The following is a 19,571-nucleotide window of genomic DNA, read 5'->3' on the forward strand; positions in this document are numbered from 1 at the left end:
TTTTTTTTCTCTCAAAATAAGATTGTCGGTTTGGTCACTATATCTTTTTTATTCTCTGTTAATGTATGAAAACTGCAAGTTGATGAATTCAGGTTAGCTAGAATTTCATTTGATACTTGCATTATTTTGTCATATTGGACATTAACAGGGGAAAATAATGAAATTACTGAAAATAGCTATTTCTGGCGCAATTTTAGTTTCTTGTGGTGCAATGGCAACGATGACGGGTTCTGAAATTCTGAAGGTGCAGGACGGGGGAACACCGAATAAAGTTTATATTTCAGACAAACCTACCATTAAAGTAGCCACTTATAACATTGGTAAAAATGAGTTGGCATCAGATGTCAGTAATTTTGATGGACTGAATACAGCGATTGCAAAAATAGATGCAGATGTGATTGTTTTAACTGAAGTTGATAACAAAACAACCCGCAGTAAAAAAGTTCACCAGCTAGAAGAAATAGCTAAAGCCAATAAGATGGATTTTGTTTTTGGTAAGGCTTTGGATTTTGATGGGGGGCAATATGGTGTCGGAATTTTATCGAAATATAAAATCGATAAATCTAAAGTGATTAATTTACCCTCTGGTGATGCAGAGCAACGTGTTGTATTAATATCTCAGATATCAAAACCAGGCTTCGATACGCCAATTATTGTAATGGGTACACACCTTGATTGGCAGAAAGATCCAACCATTCGCATTGGGCAGGTTCGTCATATTTTAGATGCGAGTATTGGGGATACGGATACGGGATTTGATAATATTGCAGCCTCAATAAAAATATTAGCGGGAGATTTTAATTCAACAGCTAATGAACAGCCTATCCAAGAAATTCGTTATATGTGGAACCCAGTTGAGTTAAAAGGTGTTGATTATCGTAGTTGGCCAGCTGTGAACCCAGCCATTGATATTGACCATATTTTTACATTTAAAGGCCAAGTTTGGGATGTGAAAAAAATGGAAATTCCAACGGATAGTAAAGAGTTTCAATGGTCTAATGTTAGTGACCACCTACCTATAATTGCGGAATTAGAGCTACAAGAGCAATAAACACTTAACAGAAAAATTTTTGATAAAAGGCCTCATTTAGTTTGAAGGCCTTTCCAACTGTAATGATAAGTTAATTGGCTAGTATTTTTTTCCTTTCAATATAGCGTTTTTCAGCTATGCCTAAATAATACTCAACTGTTGAATATATTTTTTGGTGCTGTTCAGTCAATTGTTGTGATGTATCTAATGTCGCACTCATTTGCTGTTTAAAAACGGTAAGAAAACTTTGTATGCTATCGAAATGACCGACGATATTAGTATAGTAAAATTGGTATACATAAGATTCCTGAGAGTGGCTTAACTCGGTGTTATTTTTGATGTTATTAGTTGCAAGTAATAGTAATTGAATATTTGTCATGGTTTACCCTTTTCTTTGGGAAGCAATGCTACATGAGATGGAAAAATTATTTTGTCAAATTTAGTCGGATAATTTTATATATTGGCTAAAAGAAGTAATTTTCCCTAGGAATAATCCGTAATTTGCATTGGTTGGATATATCGAAAATTGGATAAAAGTAGGTATAAAGAGAAATCTAATGGCAAATTACTATATAGATATTGTTAAATATTCTAATGTTTTTTGTGTTAGGTGACTGCTGTTAACTTTTTTTTATCAAAAAACAAACATTCTGTTAATTAAATCGAATTTAATTTTAATCTTATTAATCAAGTGATTGCGGTTTATTGTGCTTAAGTTAAAACTGTGATTTGGTTAATTTTCTCTAAAAAAAGAGACACAAGATAATCGTACGTTAAAAGGGAGAGGGGAGATATAATATAAATCAATGTTTTTTATATTGAATTGAATTTTAAGTGTTTTCTTGTTTGGGTGAGTTAAAGTAGTCGAATGAGGAATTATTTTAAAATAAGGAATATATTATTAATTAATTTAAATTTACGCCTAAATTGAGTTAAAACGTGCATCTAATGAGTTAAATAATATTTAGACATGGTTATTATTAAATTGAATTGTTTTATTACATGTTTTTGCTTTTTTTTGTTAAGTTATGATGAACAATTAAATCTTATTATTGTTTTCGGTTTTTAGTGGGAAAAATTTTTTTAGTTTAAAAATTAAAATTGAAACAGTTAATGTTTTAAGTACTATTTATATTCTTGGTTTAATATTGACATGTTTACTCACTCAGTGAGTGAAATGAAGGGTAAATAAGGATGACTATATAAATTTAATTGTATTTTTTCTCTGTTAGTGGTGGTTATTGGTTATGGTAATTAGAGATAAATAAGCTGTCTTATAAGGTATTCTTATATAGATAGGGCTAGCAATTATTAAAATAATTATTATTTACTTACAACCAACCAAGGGTAATTACTTAGGTCTATTTTTGGGCTGGACTATTAGGTCATTTTGGTCAATTGGTATGTTATTGAGTAAATGAGAGCTTAAGAATATGAATATCATAAAGTTGCTCACAATTTTGTTGTTAACCGGGGGTTCTTTTATTTTAGGCGTAACATTGAACTACGCCCCTACACCTGATCTTGTGAAATTGGCAAAGAGTAGTGTTGAAGACTATTTATCTTACCCAGAATCTGCTGCATTTAAAAATGTGAAATATAATTTTATTCGCCAAACTACGGATAAAGGGGATTTAGGTTATGTATGTGGCGAAGTGTTTCGAATTAAGAATGCAAGGTTAGAAGGCTATAAAAAATTTATAGTGAAAGCATACAGTGATAAACAAGGAAAGGTTTCCTTGTCTATTCCAATGGTTGAAGGTGATTACGATTTGGTACCAAAGGAAATGGTCGATTCGCTATGGACAAGATATTGTTTCTAAAAGTGAGTTATAACACAGGTTTTTCTATTAAATAAAACTCGATAAGCAAAACGAATTCTAATAAAGAAAGCCGATTTACGGCTTTCTTTAGTTTAAATATTACCTGAGTCTTGTATCAACGTGATTAACCTTTTAATTCTCTAGCACATTGCTGCAAATGCAAGAAAGAGGCGAATCTTGTATCATGGCGACTTTTATAAGCTTTATTGGCTTGGTAGGTTAAGTCAATCGCACTAAATTGGTCCATGGCTTGCGCGACATCCGCACAGGCTTTCCCTGCAACTGCACCAAGGATAGCAGAGCCAAGCAATACGGGCTCACTGGCTTGTGTTGAAATCACTGGGACGCCACACGCATCAGCAAGTAGCTGGCGGATTAATGGGTGTTGGCCTGCACCGCCACTGATAGCAATATTGTCAATCTCAGCGCCAGATTTTGCCTGTGCTTCAATGATTTGTCGTAATCCATAGCCGATCCCACACACACCAGCAACATAGAAAGAAAGTAAATTTTCTAGGCTGTTATCCATGGTTAAACCAGCGATGACGGCTCTGGCATGAGGGTCAGCAAAAGGTGCTCGATTCCCTAAAAACTCAGGAACCACGTGTATTTTTTCAGCTAGTTCAACAGACTGTGATGGTGAAGATGCTTTTTCTAATACTAAATCCGCTAACATAACAGGCAAAGGTTTACCTTGTTCTTTTGCCGTGAGTTCTGCTTGTGCTGAAGCGGGGTGCAAAGAAAGTAGCTGGTCAATTGCAGCGCCAGCCGCACTTTGTCCACCTTCATTTAGCCACATGCCGGGTACCATTGCACTAAAGTAAGGCCCCCATACCCCCGGTATAAAGATGGGCTCTTTGGTGGTTGTCATTGTGCATGAAGACGTACCAAATACATATGCCATATTGGCGGTTGCATCGCCATTAACGCCAACAGTACCAATACCACCAGCGTGAGCATCTATCATACCAGCGGCGACAGGAGTTCCTGCTAGTAAGCCCATTTGTTGGGCCGCGGCTTCAGTTAAGCCTTCACCACACGGCGTTCCAGGTTCCACAATAAGTTGACCAATACGTGCGAAATTTTCATCTGCTAATTCAGATAAGCCAATCTGTTGAAAGTAGCTCGCATCCCAACGTTTTTCATGGGCAAGATATGTCCACTTGCAGGTGACAGTGCAAGTTGAACGAGCTAAAGAATCAGTTGATTTCCATGTCAAAAAATCGGCTAAATCAAAAAATTGCCATGCATTATCATAGGATTGACGTAAATTTTCTTTTAGCCATAGAATTTTAGGCGTTTCCATTTCAGGCGAAATTTTACCGCCAACATAGTTTAAAACAGGGTGTTTTAATTGATTAATCCGTTCTGCTTGTTCAGTTGCACGGTGATCCATCCACACAATAATATTGCGTTCAGGATCATTTGATGGGCTAATCGTAATCGGCTGTTTATCTGCTCCAATGACAACCAGTGAGCAGGTTGCATCAAAGCCAATACCCGCCACTTGTTGTGGTTGTGCTTTTGATAATGCCATCGCTTGTTTGACACTATAACAAACCGCTTCCCAAATTTCGTTACTTGATTGCTCTGCAAAATTGGCGTTATCACGAAACAGTGTAATATCACGCTTGGCAGACGCTAACATCTTGCCAGACATATCAAAGACACCTGCGCGAGCACTGCCTGTGCCGACATCGATACCAATAACGACTTTATCGTTATTTTTTATTTGTGCATGTGAATTATTCATTTTTCCTCCAAGGTGCTAACTGCAATGAATTGCGAGATGACAAGTTAGAGATCAACACTGTTCGGTACAATAACAAGGTCACGAATAGTGACATTGCGTGGGCGGGTTAACATAAATAATACCGCTTCAGCGACTTCAATCGGTTGCATTAAGCTACCATTTGCTAAGGCTTCTTCCATTTTTTCTTTCGGCCAATCATCAAGTAATGCAGTAACCACTGGGCCGGGTAATACTGCACCAACACGGACACCATGTTCCGAAACCTGACGGCGTGTGGAATGGACGAAGGCTTGGACAGCAAATTTTGATGCGGTGTAAATCGGTTCCCAGATCACAGGGACAACACCCGCAATTGAGCTGGTGAATAATACATCACCGGATTTTTGGGCAATAAAATGAGGTAACACCGTGCGAACACAGCGGAAAGCGGCATTAATGTTTAAATTTAAGACATTATCCCACACATCAGGGTCACCCTCAGCAACAGGGCCACCAATATAGGCACCGGCATTAGCATGGAAAATATCTAAACGGCCAGCTTTTTGTAAGATGGCATCTAACATGCCATCAACTTGTTCTGGTTTCATTAAGTCGACAACTAACGGGATCGCGTTTTCACCTAATTCTTCAACAAGCTGGTTTAATCGCTCTTCTGCACGGTCAATTAAAACGACTTTTGCACCTGCTTTGATGAGTGTGCGGGCACATTCAAGACCGATACCGGAAGCAGCTCCGGTAATTGCTGCGACTTTGTTCTCAATAGAAATGGCCATAATTTACTCCAATCGGATATTTTAGCGAAATGTAAGAATAAAAAGCGCCTGAAATTAATGAAACAGCAATGAGTCACAGGGATGGATAGGTGGCTACATGGGATGGTTGATAGTCTTTATTTTGCAGTATATCAACTCATGTGTCATCAATTTCAATGTTGCTCAATCGATGTAGCAGTATTGCGACTTTTCGACTTTGGTGTCAAGCTAGTAAAAAATGGAGATGAGAATCTGTGACAAAGATCAGACAAAATAAGAAAACAACGATCTATGACCTTGCTGAATTAGCCGGGGTTTCAGCGAGTGCAGTGAGTGCAATACTTAATGGTAATTGGCAAAAAAGGCGAATTAGCGCACAGCTTGCTGAAAAAGTGATCCGCATCGCCGAAGAACAAAATTATGCGGTCAATAAGCAAGCCAGCTTGTTGCGCAGTAATAAATCGAAAATAATCGGCATGTTAGTCCCGAAATATGACAACCGCTACTTTGGCTCTATTGTCGAACATTTTGAAGAAATGGCGCGTGAAAGAGGCTTGTTCCCAATCATTACCTGCACGCGACGTGACCCTGAGTTAGAAATAGAAGCGGCGCGCGCAATGATCTCTTATCAAGTGGATTGGTTGATTTCAACGGGTGCAACCAATCCAGATAAAATCACCGAACTTTGCCAAGCTTCGGGGGTTTCAACCTTGAATTTAGACTTACCAGGCTCGTTGGCGCCTTCGGTTATTTCAGACAACTATATTGGTGCAAAAAATTTAACTCAACGCATTTTAGACAAAAATACGTCTCAATTATCAACAAATGAAGCCTTAATTTTTATTGGTGGTCGTGAACATGACCATAACACGCGTGAACGTATTCGTGGGTTTATTGATGCGCATAATGAAAAAGGTATTACAGTTCCACAAGAAAATATTTTGGCCTGTGGTTATGCACCAGAAAAGGCGGAAAGAGCGCTTTCACGGTTTTTCGAACAGAATAATGATGACCCACAGAGAATAGTGAAATGCGGTTTATTTATTAATTCAACCATTTCATTAGAAGGGGTTATTAATTGGTTAGGTAAAAAAGGCTACATTGGCGCTCATCAACCACATTTAGGCTGTTTTGACTGGGATCCCTTTGTTGCACTTTTAGGTAATGATATCGAAATGGTCAAACAAGATGTGCCAACGATGCTAAACCATATTTTTAAGTTGATAGAGAATGAAAATAACCAAGCACAGTTAATCGAAGTATTACCTGTCGGCGTGGCTAAAGAGTGATATTGAGTGAGAGCCGCTTATCGTTGTTGACTGATAAGCGGCGAAAGGTCATTATTTATTCAGTGTTGTAACCAATAATTGGTGGCGTTGGTTATAGAATTTTGTATAGGTCATATAACCTGCTAATATGGTTGAAAGGCTTGCCGTGCCTAACAGCATAAAAGTCACCATAATCTGGTATTTAACGGCTTGTAATGGGTCGACTCCAGCAAAAATTAAGCCAGACATCATCCCCGGAAGGCTAACAATTCCCACTGTTTTTGCAGAATCCACCGTTGGGATCAACGATGCACGAATACTGTCACGGATAATAGCGGCGGAAGCAACTTTTGGGGTTGCCCCCAAACTTAACATTTCTTGAATCTGTTGTTGCTGGCTTGAAAACCGTTGACCGAGGTTATTAAAGCATAATCCTACTGCAATCATGGCATTACCTGCGATCATACCTGTAATAGGAATGACCTGCATAGGCGTAAACGCGATGGCATTGGTTAATATCAGAATTAACAATGTAAGAAATGTACCAGAGGTAATGGCAATTAATGCAGTAACATAAATTTTATCAATATATTTACTTCTTTTCTTAGCGTTCCACGCGGCATTGACGCAAATAAACATCACCAATGCAATCGTGAGCAATTCGTGATCCACTCTAAATATGTATGTTAGAATATAGCCTGCGATCAATAGTTGAATAATCGCGCGGCACGTACTCCAGATAATATCTTTTTCAAGGGACAGTTTTTCTTTATGGCTAATAAAAATAGCCACTAGGACTAACAGGATAGAAAAGGTTAATGATTCATTGGAAATAGTTGGTTGGTGCACAGTGATATCCTATGATTCGTTATGATGAACAGGAAGGGTAATAATTTCATTAGTATGAGCAATTTCATCTTGATCATGGGTTACCCATAACACGCCTATTTTTTTATCTATCGCTAAATGATGAATAAATTCATTCACGATAATTTTGTTTTCTTCATCTAGGGCACTGGTGATTTCATCTAATAGTAAGACTTGCGGAAGAAATTGTAAGTTCCTAATAAGAGAAACACGCTGTTTTTCTCCCCCAGAAAGTTCATTAATTCCTTTTTCTAAAATAGAAGCATGTAGAGAAAACTGCTGCAAATCACTGATAACTTTGTCTTTGTTAAATGACAATTTTCTGATTTTATACGGAAAAACGAGGTTGTCATACACAGTCTGCCCAAACAAAGCAGGCGTTTGGGTACAGTATGAAACCAGCTGACGATACGTTTCTGGGAGGATGGTATTGATATCTTTCCCTTGAAACTTGATGGTTCCTTGAGTTGGTGAAATTAACGAGGCGATTATTTTTAATAAGGTGCTTTTACCACAGCCGGAAGGCCCCGTAATCAGTTTAAAGTCGCCTGCTTGTAAGTTAATCTGCACATTATCAAGAATTAATTTTTGCTCAATGCGATAGCCAATGTTATTAAGTTGTAAGAGCAAGTTACTTTCTTCCATATTATCAATAACCTATAAATTAAGTGTGCAGTATTTAGTGCAAATGAGATTCATTTTAACATCTTACTCGATAACTCAGTGCTGATGTTGTTTAATATCAATTTAGATATAACTACTAATATTATGCGCCAATTAGTAGGAAAATTATAGGGGAAGAAAAATACACTTTTAACGAGATATTAGAACGTAAATGCGTTTTTAGACGAATTTTTACAGGTAAAATAAAATACAAATATTCATTCGAATTATTATTTTGAACATATGTACATTTAGAATTTAGTAAATTATTTAATTTGAGAGATATCTCTTTTTTTTAGCTGAATAATATAGAATTTAACCAGTGATACTATTATATTAATAATACCAAATAATTTAATCTGCGCTTAATATTTTGTTGTCTCCCTAAGACAACCTTATATTTATTTCATCAGTATACCAAATATTACATCATGATATTAAGGAATTAAAATGAAAAAATTTAGTGGCTATAGCACCAACTTTTCACTTGATGGTAAGGTTGCATTAATTACAGGGGGGGCTGCTGGTATTGGCTTAGCGATTGCTCAACTGTATGTTGAAAAAGGGGCTAAAGTCGCCTTAATCGACAAGTCAGATAAAGTGATAGAAATTGCGGAAAAACTAAAGAATTCAATTGGTATTCAATGTGATATTACGAACTCTTCAGCCGTTTCTCAGATGGTGGAGAATGTGATTGAACATTATGGTGCGTTAGATATTGTCGTCAATAGTGCAGGGATAGTCGCGCTTGCTCCCGCTGAAAACTTAAGTGAATCAGATTGGGATTTAACGATGAATGTGAATTTAAAAGGGACTTTTTTAGTCTGTCAGGCCGCAGGTAATGCAATGATTAATAATGGAAAAGGGAAGATTGTTAATATGGCTTCTCAAGCGGGGGTGATTGCCTTAGACCAACATGCCGCCTATTGTGCCAGTAAAGCAGCGATTATTGGTTTAACCCAAGTATTAGCACTTGAGTGGAGCCCAAAAGGTATACAAACCAACGCTATTTCACCAACGATTGTCATGACGGATCTGGGTAAAAAAGCGTGGGAAGGTAAAAAAGGTGATGAAATGAAAGGAAAAATTCCTGCTAGGCGTTTTGCGGAACCATCTGAAATTGCCGCCTGTGCGTTATTTTTGGCCAGTGACGCATCTGACATGATCACAGGGCATAATTTAGTGATTGATGGTGGTTATAGTATTCAATAAGGATATTAAATTAATAATAAATAAAGCGAATATGAGTGCTATTTGCTTTATTTTTATTTTAAATAAAAATAAGCCAAATAACATAGTCACTATTTGGCTTGTAATAGAAAATTACAAAGTAGGATAACAGATATTAATTATTGCTAGGTCAATTAACCATTAGGTTTTAATAATGAGTGTGACATAGTAATAAGCTTTTCTACGGTGAAACCAAAATGCTCAAATAATTCATTTGCAGGGGCTGACTCCCCAAAGCTATTCATTCCCATAACTAATCCATCAATTCCTACATATTTACGCCAGTAATCACTAATACTGGCTTCGATAGCAATACGATGGCGAATGTGATTTGGTAACACGCGCTGCTGGTACTCTAAAGGTTGTTGGTCAAAGGTATCTGTTGATGGCATCGAAATGACATTCACATGAAAACCTTGTTCAGTCAGTAGCTTCCATGCTTCAACCGCTAATGTGATTTCAGAGCCAGTGGCAATTAAGAGTAATTCAGGGGTTTCACTACTACTGCGCAAAATATATCCACCACGTGCGATATTGGCGAGCTGTTCCGGTGTTCGCGAATGCTGTACTAGGTTTTGACGGGATAACACAAGTGCGGTTGGGTTCTGTTGATGAATGATAGCCTGCTTCCAAGCCACGGCGGTTTCTACTTGGCAACAAGGGCGCCATACTGACAAATTAGGTGTTGCACGTAGTGACACAAGTTGCTCAACAGGTTGATGTGTTGGGCCATCTTCACCTAAGCCAATTGAATCATGGGTATAAATAAGCACTTGCGGTAATTTCATTAATGCGGCCATTCTCACGGCATTTTGTGCATATTCCGAGAACATCAAAAAGGTCGCTGTGTAAGGGCGAAAACCGCCATGTAATGCAATGCCATTGGCAATGGCGGTCATACCAAACTCTCTGACACCATAGTGAATATAGTTCCCTGTAGGTTGTTCATTAATCGGTAGTGACCCAGACCAGCAGGTCAGGTTGCTTGGGGCTAAGTCTGCGGAACCACCGATTAATTCAGGTAAAACAGGGCCAATAATATTTAACGTGTTTTGTGAGGCTTTACGTGTCGCTATCGTTGCAGGGTTATCATTTAATTGTTGAATAAAGTTATCAATGATATCCGTAAATTTTTCAGGAAGTTGATTAGATAGCCGCAGAGTTAGTTGCTCGGCGAGTTCAGGATATTGTTTGGCGTATTCTCGTAATGCTTGTTCCCAACGTAATTGCTGTTCAGCACCACGCTCTAAGGCATTCCAAGGTTGATATATTTCGTCAGGGATCACAAAAGGAGGGTATTCCCAACCGAGTTGTTGGCGAGTCAGTGCGATTTCATTTTGCCCGAGAGGAGCTCCATGAGAATCTGCCGTACCAGCTTTATTGGGGGATCCGTAACCAATCGTGGTTCTGCAGATAATAAGTGTGGGCTTCGCGGTTTGTTGGCGAGCTTGTTCAATAGCCGCTTTAATCGCAGGGCGCGAATGCCCATCAATGGATCTAATTACATGCCAGCCATAGGCTTCAAAACGCTTTGCGGTATTATCGGTAAACCAGCCTTCCACATCTCCATCAATAGAAATGCGGTTGTCATCATAAAACGCAATGAGCTTATTGAGTTTTAACGTTCCCGCTAATGAGCACACTTCATGGGAGATCCCTTCCATTAAACAGCCATCACCTAAAAAAGTGTAGGTATAGTGGTCGACGACAGGGAACCCCGAGCGGTTAAATGTAGAGGCTAGCGTCTTTTCTGCTATTGCCATGCCAACCGCATTGGCAATGCCTTGGCCTAGAGGGCCTGTCGTGGTTTCGACTCCGGGGGTATAGCCTAATTCGGGGTGCCCCGGTGTTTTGGAATGGAGCTGTCGGAACTGTTTTAAATCATCGATAGATAAATTATAGCCTGTTAAATGAAGCAAGCTATAGAGCAGCATTGACGCATGGCCGTTTGACAAGACAAAGCGGTCACGGTTAGGCCAGTGCGGATCTGCAGGGTTGTGCTGTAAATAATCTCGCCAAAGAACTTCAGCAATATCGGCCATTCCCATAGGGGCGCCTGGGTGGCCTGAATTGGCTTGTTGTACCGCATCTATTGAAAGAAATCGAATGGCATTGGCTAATTTATTTTGTGGTTGAGTGGACATTACAAAGCTCCCAAAGTAAAAGCGCCTAACGTAAAACTAACGTTCCCCATTTTCATACTCACTGATCCGAGCTACTTTTGGTGCCGAACGTCCTCCTTCATAATGGGAAGCCAGCCATGTGTCGACAATGGTTTTAGCCAGTTCAGGGCCAATCACACGAGCACCAAAGGTAATTATTTGCGCGTCATTACTTTTCTGAGCCCGCTCAGCGGAGTATGTGTCATGGCACAGTGCTGCTCGAATGCCTGTGACTTTATTGGCAACTATGGACATACCAATTCCGGTACCACAAATTAAAATACCGCGCTGGTGCTTGCCTTGTACGATAGCAGTTGCAACCGCATGGGCAACATCAGGGTACATTTCGTCTGCAACCCCAGTGTTTAAACAGTAATCAGTCACTTCAATGTTTAGTTCTGCTAAGTGAGCTTTAATCAAATCTTTCATTTCAAATGCAGCGTCATCCGCGCCAATAGCAATAGATAGCATGATAGAGATCCTTATTGTTGAACAAAAGTTCATAAACCAATCAAATGTACTATTTAGAAAATAGGATCTTATGAACAAATAATCAATAGTTGAACATATGTTTTTATTTTTATGATGATGAATTCTGTGATCTACAGCTTCAAATTTAATTTTTTTTGCAGAAAAGGTAAAAAATAGTCGTTTTAAGGCGATTTTATGAGAATTTTTGCACTGAATCACACTTTGACACTCTCACTATGGGCAAGGATGAAGAAAAGAAGGTATGGTTAATTTGTATCTTCATTGAACTTATGTTCATTTTACAAACCGCCGAGGATAGAACTATGTGTGAACACTGTGATTCAAAAGCAACGATGAGCGCGGGCATTCCAGAAAAAATGAAAGCCGTGGTTGCTTATGCACCAAAAGACTACCGTTTAGAAACAGTCGATGTCCCTAAAATTAGTGAAGAAGAGATTTTGGTTCGCGTAGAAGCTTGTGGTATCTGCGCGGGTGATGTGAAGGCTTTTGAAGGTGCCCCTAGTTTTTGGGGAGATGCGGAACAACCCGCTTATATTAAAGCACCAATGATCCCAGGTCATGAGTTTATTGGTCATGTTGTAGGTTTTGGCTCAAAAGTTGAAGGTTTCGCATTAGGTGACCGTGTTATTTCTGAGCAAATCGTACCTTGTTGGGAATGCCGCTTCTGTAAACGCGGTGAATACTGGATGTGTGAAAAACATGACTTGTATGGCTTCCAAAACAACGTTAATGGCGGCATGGCGCAATATATGAAATTTACCAAAGAAGCTATCAACTACCATGTGCCTGTTGAGATGCCAATCGAAGATGCCATTTTGATTGAACCTTACGCCTGCTCTTTACATGCCGTGCAGCGTGCGAATGTCAAATTGGGTGATGTTGTCGTGCTTTCGGGTGCGGGAACATTAGGCCTCGGTATGATTGGGGCTATTAAAAAATCCGGTGCTGGTAAGTTAGTCGTTCTGGATTTATTCGATAAACGCCTTGAATTAGCAAAAGAATTTGGTGCTGATATCGTATTAAACCCTAAACGTGATGATGTAGACAAAATTGTCAAAGAGATGACTGAAGGTTATGGCTGTGACATTTACATTGAAGCGACAGGGGCGCCTAAATCGGTAGAGCAAGGCCTTAAGATGATCCGTAAATTAGGTACTTTTGTTGAGTTTTCTGTATTTAAAGACCCAGTGACCGTGGACTGGAGCATCATCAGTGACCGTAAAGAACTGGATTTATTAGGTTCTCACCTTGGCCCATATTGCTACCCATTAGTGATTGAAGGCATTGGTAATGGCGATTTCCCAACCAAGGGGGTTGTGACGGATATTTTACCTTTAGATAAATTTGCGGAAGGTTTTTCGATGATGGCGAAAGGCGACCCGCACATTAAAGTGGTTCTCGACCCGAACCTGTAGAGCTGTCGTGGGTTGAAAAAAAGACGAATTTAAAAATATAACGATAAAAATTGGACCTGAATAAATGTCACCCTACCAAGGCTTGTTATTCAGGTCCTAACCCAGCGAACAAGCACTGAGGTCAACAATATGATAATCAATAAACTGTCTAAAGTAACGGGGTTTTCACCAAAGTTACTACTTGGCTATTTTGGCGTTCTGATCTTTATGATGGGAGAAGGCCTAGAACAAGGCTGGCTGTCACCTTTTATAATTAGCCGTGGAATGAGTATTGAAGAATCATCATTACTATTTAGTGTGTATGGTTTTTTTGCCGCTGTCGCCGCGTGGTTGTCCGGTGTGTTGGCTGAAATTTATACCGCCCGTCGTGTGATGATTTTTGGTTTTGTGATGTTTGTCATTGGCTCGATTATTTTCTTGTCTGTTGGCTTACCGAGTAACAGCCTGTCTATCATGATCCCAACCTATGCGCTGCGTGGTTTTGGTTATCCAATGTTTGCCTACGGCTTCTTAGTTTGGGTGGCCTATGAGGCGCCAATTAAAAAACTGGGCTCTGCAGTCGGGATCTTCTGGTTTGTTTATAGTGGCGGACTCGGTGTTTTAGGTGTGATGTATTCAAGTTATGCGTTGCCAGTTTTAGGTGAAATGGCAACGTTATGGAGTGGACTGATTTTTGTCACTATCGGGGCATTTATTGCTATCGCACTTAACCGCAACAAAGCGGGAGATACACAAGATGCACCGAAAGAAAAAGTCTCGCTCAGCTATGTATTTAAAGGGATCACCATCGCGTTTGAAAACCCAAAAATTGGTTTAGGCGGCATTGTTCGTACCATTAATACTTCAGCAGCGTATGGTTTTGTGATCTTCATGCCAATGTTTCTTGCTGACTTTGGATTTTCTCGTACAGAGTGGTTACATATCTACGCGGCACTTTGGACAGTGAACATCGCTTTTAATCTGATCTTTGGTGTAGTCAGCGACCGTATCGGTTGGCGCAACATTGTGATTTGGTTTGGTTGCGTAGGCTGTATGGTTTGTACCTTAATGTTTTACTATGTGCCTTATTATTTTGGGCACAGCTATACCCTGATGATGATAGCTGCTGGCTTATTTGGCGCATGCCTCGCAGGATACGTACCGCTTTCAGCCATCATGCCGAGTTTAGCGCCTGAAAATAAAGGCGCGGCGATGTCAGTTCTTAATTTAGGAGCCGGTTTAAGTACCTTTGTTGGCCCTGCATTAGTTGGGCTCTTTATTAGTAGCGTAGGTGCACTTGGCGTAATTTGGATCTTCTCGGGGCTCTATCTATTTAGTGCGATATTGATGAAATTTATTACTGTGCCGGAAGAATTACTTGAACAGTCGGCAAAGATGCAGCTAACACCAGAAAATAAGTAAATGAGGGAATTATGAATAGAATCATTAATGAACCTGATCTCGTTGTTGAAGATGCAATTCAAGGGTATTTGAAAGCGCACCCTGAATATTTTGCACAAACTGATAACGCGCGCGTTCTAAAATACCCAAAAGCACCAATACAAGGGAAAGTGGGCATTGTCACTGGTGGTGGTTCAGGTCATGAACCTGCGTTTTTAGGCTACGTGGGCGAGAATATGCTAGATGCGGTGGCCATTGGGGAAATTTTTTCCTCACCCACTGCGGGCGCTTTTTTAGACGCGTTTAAAGCAGCCGATAGCGGTGCGGGTGTTGCCTGTCTATATGGTAACTATGCGGGTGATAACATGAACGTCAAGATGGCGATGAAAAAGGCAGAAAAAGCGGGGATGCAAGTCAAAACCGTGGTTGCTACCGACGACGTTGCTTCAGCACCTGCGAGTGAAAAAGAAAAGCGCCGTGGTGTTGCGGGTGAAATTCTTATGTGGAAAGTGGGCTCTGCCGCAGCAAGCAAAGGCTATGATTTAGACGGTGTGATTAATGTAGCGCAAAAAGCGATTAATAACTGCCACTCTATTGGTGTTGGGTTAACGTCTTGCACTATTCCAGCTGTGGGTCATCCAAATTTCCATATTGAAGATGGGATGATGGAACTAGGCATTGGCCACCATGGCGAGCCAGGCATTGAAATCATGCCAATTCAATCTGCCGCGCAAATGGCACAAACCATGTTAGCGCCAATTTTAGATGATATGCAGGCAAAACAAGGTGATGAAGTGGTCGTCTTGGTTTCAGGGCTAGGTGCGACACCGGTTATGGAGCTATACATCTATTATGCAGAGGTTGAAAAACAACTCAGTGAGAAAGGTGTACGGATTGTTCGTAACTATGTTGGTAACTATTTTACCTCACTAGAAATGATGGGGGTCACGCTGACATTAATGAAAGTGGATGATGAATTGAAAACATTGATGGATGTCCCTGCATATTCATTGGGTTTAACACAGGTTAAATAAGGAGACAATTATGCAAGTTATTTCAACGGGCAACGGCAAGGAAATTACCCTTGATTTAGTGAACATTATTGTTTCTAACCGTGAATACCTCAGTGAAATTGATGGCGCAATAGGGGATGGAGACCACGGCATCAATATGGCAAAAGGTTTTAATTTATGTGCGAAAGCAATCGCAGACCGTGAATTATCTCTCAGTGAAGGCTTTGAAGAGATTTCTGATGCTTTGATGGAAGGTATTGGCGGCTCAATGGGACCACTTTATGGCAGTTTCTTTATGGGAATGTCAGACAGCATTTCAGGGAAAAATACGCTATCACAACAAGATTTCCTCGATATGCTGAAAAATGGTTTATCTGAGCTGCAAGACATCAGCAGTGCGACAGTGGGTGATAAGTGCTTGATGGATACATTGATCCCCGCAGTTAATGCTTTTGAAGAGGCGACAAAAGCAGGGGGAAACTTTAAACAAGCGCTTGATGCGATGCAGGCCGCTGCTATTGCAGGTCGTGATTCCACTGTAGATTTAGTGGCTAAAATTGGTCGTGCAAGCCGCCTTGGTGAACGTTCAAGAGGGGTATTAGATGCGGGGGCCACTTCTTGTTGTTTATTATTATGTCAATTAGCGCAGAGTATTGAAAAACAGGATGCATTAGCTAATGCATAATTGTTTTATATAATTCTTTCGTGGATATATAGTCAAATATCATTGCTATATATCCACTCTCTTTTATAACTCACTTATTAATTGCCACTAGAAACGCTATACTAAAACCTTATCACCCTTGTTGCGATTAACACCAATAAAGAGGAAATCACTATCTTATGGATAGATCACAAACATCTTCCGAAATCGAGCTACTGACTGAAATTGCGATAGCTTATTATCGTGATGAAATTACTCAGGAAGAGATCGCCAATAAGTTTGGTATATCGCGAATTAAGGTAGGGCGCTTACTCAAGCGGGCAAAGGAAGAAGGTATTGTAGAGATCAATGTTCGCTATCATCCTATTTTTAGCACTCAGTTAGAACAACAGTTACTTTCTCGCTTCCCGATTTCCCGTGCATTGATTGCCCTCGACCATCCCGACGAAGAAGAGCAACGTTACCAAGTCGGCACTCTCGTCGCTAACTATTTATCAACAACGTTACGAGACAATATGATAGTCACGGTCGGCCAAGGTCGCAATGTTGCGGTAGTAGCTGATAGCGGTGGGGCCGTCCCTGAAAAAGATTGCCGTTTTATTTGTGGGATAGGCGGAACCCATCGCCCAGGTGATTCCATTAATGCGGATCATATCAGTCGTCGTTTAGCTAAAAAGTTTGGCGGAACTAGCGAAACCCTATACGCCCCAGCTTATGTTGAAAATAACGAATTAAAGCAAGCGTTTATGAAAAATGGCACCATTAAGGAAACCTTAGATCGTGCCCGTAAAGCGGATATTGCTTTAATTGGTATTGGCGATATGAATGAAGATAGCTATATGGTCAAACTAGGCTGGTTTACACCACGTGAAATCGTTGATGCGAGCTTGAACCAAGGGGTGATTGGCGATATCGCGGGATATGATTTTTTCAATGCACAAGGGCAACATGTAGATACAGTGATGAATGACCGAGTGATTGGTCTAAGCATTGATGAACTCAGAAAAATCCCCTGTGTAATCGCAATTGCATCAGAGTCATCAAAAGCAATGGCGATTATGGGAGCGCTACGTACGGGGGCGATTGATATTATTGCGACGAGTGCGAGTAATGTGCGGACGATTTTAAAGATGTCCCAATAGCTCGTCATACTTCAAGCTGTCGCGTTGTTGACTACGCTCATTCGCATTAGTCACATACTTGTGTATGCTCCTAATGACTCATTCACTTGTCGCCTAGCGACAACTTGAATTATTTAGAGCTATTATTTTGTCATACTTCAAGCTGTCGCGTTGTTGACTACGCTCATTCGTATTAGTCACATACTTGTGTATGCTCCTAATGACTCATTCACTTGTCGCCTAGCGACAACTTGAATTATTTAGAGCTATTATTTTGTCATACTTCAAGCTGTCGCGTTGTTGACGACACTCACTTATTCGTTTTCTGCTTAGTTATGACTCCTAACTATTTAGGGTATCTATCATAAATTAGGTTTGCATCACCTAATTAGTTGCCTTATTATTTTTATGTAAACCTTTGGGAGATGGCATTCCTCCTCATGTGAAACCGCCCGCAGAGGGCTGATGATGCCTACGCTAACCTTTTCAATGAATAGGGTACGTAGGTATTATGTGCCCTGGATTTTGGGCATAAATGCGGCAATAGGAAACTTTCCTTTCATTTATCCCACCAATATTAAAGGAAGTTTCTATGTACGCCTCTTTATTTGCAATCGCGATTGGTTCTGTTCTTGGTGGATGGCTAAGATGGTTTGTTAGCCTAAGACTTAATCATCTTTACCCAAATATTCCTCTAGGTACCGTCGCAGTCAATTTGGTTGGCGGCTTTGTCATTGGGTTTGCCATTTCGTATTTTGCCAATGCAAATATTAGCCCCGCTTATAAATTATTCATTGTAACTGGTTTCTGTGGTGCATTTACCACCTTTTCGACCTTTTCACTTGAAGTCTTGGTATTGATCCAAGAAGGTAAATTGGGTTTTGCCATTAGTACCATCGCCATCCATGTGATTGGCGCCCTGATCTTTACCTTGCTTGGAATGTTATGCCATCACTGGTTAGCACAGGGGTGATTTATTAGCTAACAAATGATGTGCAGTAGCTTCATCGGTCACTAAACCTGTTACCCAACCACCATTCATAACAGCTTGAATTGCTTTCGTTTTGTGTGTGCCACCCGCAAATGCGATCACCGGTTTATTCGGGGAACGGAAAAGCGGAACACTGGTGTGTGTGGCATCTAACGCGGTAGAAAGCCGTTCACCGTTAGCTTGGATAAAATGCCCCAGTAACTCCGCGGTCACCCCTTTTTCTAACAACATTTCCATTTGTTCATCCGTGACGAAACCTTCAGAATTGAGTGGGCATCCTTTACCGACTTCGCCAATGCCAATAAAAGTGATGTCCGCATTCAGTGCTTTTTCGGTAACTTCTTTATACACGCGATGTTGGCACCACATTGCTTTATCTTCTGGGCTATCGGCGTACAGTGGCGCAGGTAGAATATAGTGCCGGCACTGTAATTTTTCTGCAAAGCGCAATGGGATATCATAGCGAGTTGCTGAGCTATCACGAGCAATCGCACCAATTAGTGAAACACATTGGTGCTGGGCGGTTTCTAGGTAAGGAAGGGCATCAATAATACTGCGTAATGTTCTACCTGAACCAATACCTATAACTTGGGGTTTATCGGGTTCGATTAATTGTTCCATCAGTTCAGCACCGGCCACTGAAATCATGTCGAGCGTGGCTTCTGTATCAAGTTGACCTGACGGGACAACAAAGCAATGTGTTAGGTGATACTTTTGCTGGATTTGATTAGCGAGTCTTAAACACTCCGTAATCGGGTGTGTGATTTGCACCTGAACCATACCTTGCTCTTTTGCTAGTGAGATAAGGCGCTGGGCGACTTGTCTTGATAGCCCAAGTTCATGCGCAATTTCTTGTTGTGTTTTACCTGCCACAAAATATAGCCATGCCGCACGCGCAGCTTGTTCCATTTTTTTTAATTCTTTCTGCATGGACGTTCTCCTGCTGG

Annotated in this window: 18 protein-coding genes and 1 riboswitch; of the genes, 10 read left to right on the top strand and 8 right to left on the bottom strand. The window is 40.3% G+C overall.

Annotation, left to right across the window (positions count from 1 at the left end):
- The first annotated feature begins 157 nt into the window (after positions 1–157).
- Positions 158–1,051, top strand: coding sequence for an endonuclease/exonuclease/phosphatase family protein (locus M0M83_RS08700; protein ID WP_213913295.1), 894 nt, complete (start codon positions 158–160; stop codon positions 1,049–1,051).
- 70 nt (positions 1,052–1,121) lie between these two features.
- On the opposite strand, the gene M0M83_RS08705 is transcribed toward M0M83_RS08700, so the two are convergent.
- Positions 1,122–1,409, bottom strand: coding sequence for a hypothetical protein (locus tag M0M83_RS08705; RefSeq protein WP_125890901.1), 288 nt, complete (start codon positions 1,407–1,409; stop codon positions 1,122–1,124).
- 1,054 nt (positions 1,410–2,463) lie between these two features.
- Here M0M83_RS08705 and M0M83_RS08710 point away from each other — a divergent pair.
- The gene (locus M0M83_RS08710) at positions 2,464–2,853 is read left to right on the top strand and encodes a hypothetical protein (RefSeq protein ID WP_213913294.1); all 390 of its coding nucleotides are present in this window, start codon (positions 2,464–2,466) and stop codon (positions 2,851–2,853) included.
- 124 nt (positions 2,854–2,977) lie between these two features.
- On the opposite strand, the gene M0M83_RS08715 is transcribed toward M0M83_RS08710, so the two are convergent.
- Positions 2,978–4,585 carry an FGGY-family carbohydrate kinase gene (locus M0M83_RS08715; protein WP_248468437.1) on the bottom strand — a complete coding sequence of 536 codons (1,608 nt, stop codon included), beginning with the start codon at positions 4,583–4,585 and terminating at the stop codon, positions 2,978–2,980.
- Positions 4,586–4,650: 65 nt separating this feature from the next.
- A complete protein-coding gene (locus M0M83_RS08720) occupies positions 4,651–5,379 on the bottom strand; it encodes an SDR family oxidoreductase (protein WP_213913292.1) in 729 nt (242 codons plus the stop codon).
- Between the two features lie 233 nt (positions 5,380–5,612).
- Between M0M83_RS08720 and M0M83_RS08725 the strand changes: the two genes are divergently transcribed.
- Positions 5,613–6,647: a substrate-binding domain-containing protein gene (locus M0M83_RS08725; RefSeq protein WP_213913291.1), complete on the top strand. Its 1,035-nt coding sequence runs from the start codon at positions 5,613–5,615 to the stop codon at positions 6,645–6,647.
- 51 nt (positions 6,648–6,698) lie between these two features.
- Here the strand turns inward: M0M83_RS08725 and fetB are convergent, their stop codons facing one another.
- Together fetB and fetA are read right to left on the bottom strand one after the other, a co-directional pair.
- Entirely contained in the window at positions 6,699–7,475 is a 777-nt protein-coding gene (gene fetB, locus M0M83_RS08730) for an iron efflux ABC transporter permease subunit FetB (protein WP_125890906.1), read from the bottom strand.
- A gap of 9 nt (positions 7,476–7,484) precedes the next feature.
- Complete coding sequence (fetA, locus tag M0M83_RS08735) at positions 7,485–8,138, bottom strand: iron efflux ABC transporter ATP-binding subunit FetA (RefSeq protein ID WP_125890907.1); 654 nt, start codon at positions 8,136–8,138, stop codon at positions 7,485–7,487.
- Positions 8,139–8,606: 468 nt separating this feature from the next.
- On the opposite strand from fetA, the gene M0M83_RS08740 reads away from it, so the two are divergent.
- Complete coding sequence (locus M0M83_RS08740) at positions 8,607–9,368, top strand: SDR family oxidoreductase (RefSeq protein ID WP_248468270.1); 762 nt, start codon at positions 8,607–8,609, stop codon at positions 9,366–9,368.
- Positions 9,369–9,520: 152 nt separating this feature from the next.
- Here the strand turns inward: M0M83_RS08740 and tkt are convergent, their stop codons facing one another.
- Together tkt and rpiB are read right to left on the bottom strand one after the other, a co-directional pair.
- Positions 9,521–11,530: a transketolase gene (tkt, locus tag M0M83_RS08745; RefSeq protein ID WP_125890909.1), complete on the bottom strand. Its 2,010-nt coding sequence runs from the start codon at positions 11,528–11,530 to the stop codon at positions 9,521–9,523.
- A 36-nt stretch (positions 11,531–11,566) separates the two neighbouring features.
- Positions 11,567–12,019, bottom strand: coding sequence for a ribose 5-phosphate isomerase B (rpiB, locus tag M0M83_RS08750; RefSeq protein ID WP_004263541.1), 453 nt, complete (start codon positions 12,017–12,019; stop codon positions 11,567–11,569).
- A gap of 323 nt (positions 12,020–12,342) precedes the next feature.
- On the opposite strand from rpiB, the gene M0M83_RS08755 reads away from it, so the two are divergent.
- The 6 genes from M0M83_RS08755 (at position 12,343) to crcB (ending at position 18,606) form a co-directional block, all read left to right on the top strand.
- Complete coding sequence (locus M0M83_RS08755) at positions 12,343–13,455, top strand: MDR/zinc-dependent alcohol dehydrogenase-like family protein (RefSeq protein WP_004910265.1); 1,113 nt, start codon at positions 12,343–12,345, stop codon at positions 13,453–13,455.
- A 129-nt stretch (positions 13,456–13,584) separates the two neighbouring features.
- Positions 13,585–14,856 carry an MFS transporter gene (locus M0M83_RS08760; protein WP_125890910.1) on the top strand — a complete coding sequence of 424 codons (1,272 nt, stop codon included), beginning with the start codon at positions 13,585–13,587 and terminating at the stop codon, positions 14,854–14,856.
- Between the two features lie 11 nt (positions 14,857–14,867).
- Positions 14,868–15,869: a dihydroxyacetone kinase subunit DhaK gene (locus tag M0M83_RS08765; protein ID WP_213913289.1), complete on the top strand. Its 1,002-nt coding sequence runs from the start codon at positions 14,868–14,870 to the stop codon at positions 15,867–15,869.
- A 10-nt stretch (positions 15,870–15,879) separates the two neighbouring features.
- Positions 15,880–16,533, top strand: a complete 654-nt coding sequence (dhaL, locus tag M0M83_RS08770) for a dihydroxyacetone kinase subunit DhaL (protein WP_213913288.1) — start codon at positions 15,880–15,882, stop codon at positions 16,531–16,533.
- A 158-nt stretch (positions 16,534–16,691) separates the two neighbouring features.
- Positions 16,692–17,654 carry a sugar-binding transcriptional regulator gene (locus M0M83_RS08775; RefSeq protein WP_125890912.1) on the top strand — a complete coding sequence of 321 codons (963 nt, stop codon included), beginning with the start codon at positions 16,692–16,694 and terminating at the stop codon, positions 17,652–17,654.
- Between the two features lie 391 nt (positions 17,655–18,045).
- A riboswitch (Fluoride riboswitch) is annotated at positions 18,046–18,115 on the top strand.
- A 110-nt stretch (positions 18,116–18,225) separates the two neighbouring features.
- Positions 18,226–18,606, top strand: a complete 381-nt coding sequence (crcB, locus tag M0M83_RS08780) for a fluoride efflux transporter CrcB (protein ID WP_125890913.1) — start codon at positions 18,226–18,228, stop codon at positions 18,604–18,606.
- On the opposite strand, the gene M0M83_RS08785 is transcribed toward crcB, so the two are convergent.
- Positions 18,592–19,554, bottom strand: coding sequence for a sugar-binding transcriptional regulator (locus tag M0M83_RS08785; protein ID WP_213913286.1), 963 nt, complete (start codon positions 19,552–19,554; stop codon positions 18,592–18,594). The two genes, crcB and M0M83_RS08785, sit on opposite strands and share 15 nt — an antisense overlap.
- Positions 19,555–19,571 lie beyond the last annotated feature (17 nt).

This window comes from Providencia rettgeri, from assembly GCF_023205015.1.
Lineage (GTDB): Bacteria > Pseudomonadota > Gammaproteobacteria > Enterobacterales > Enterobacteriaceae > Providencia > Providencia rettgeri_E.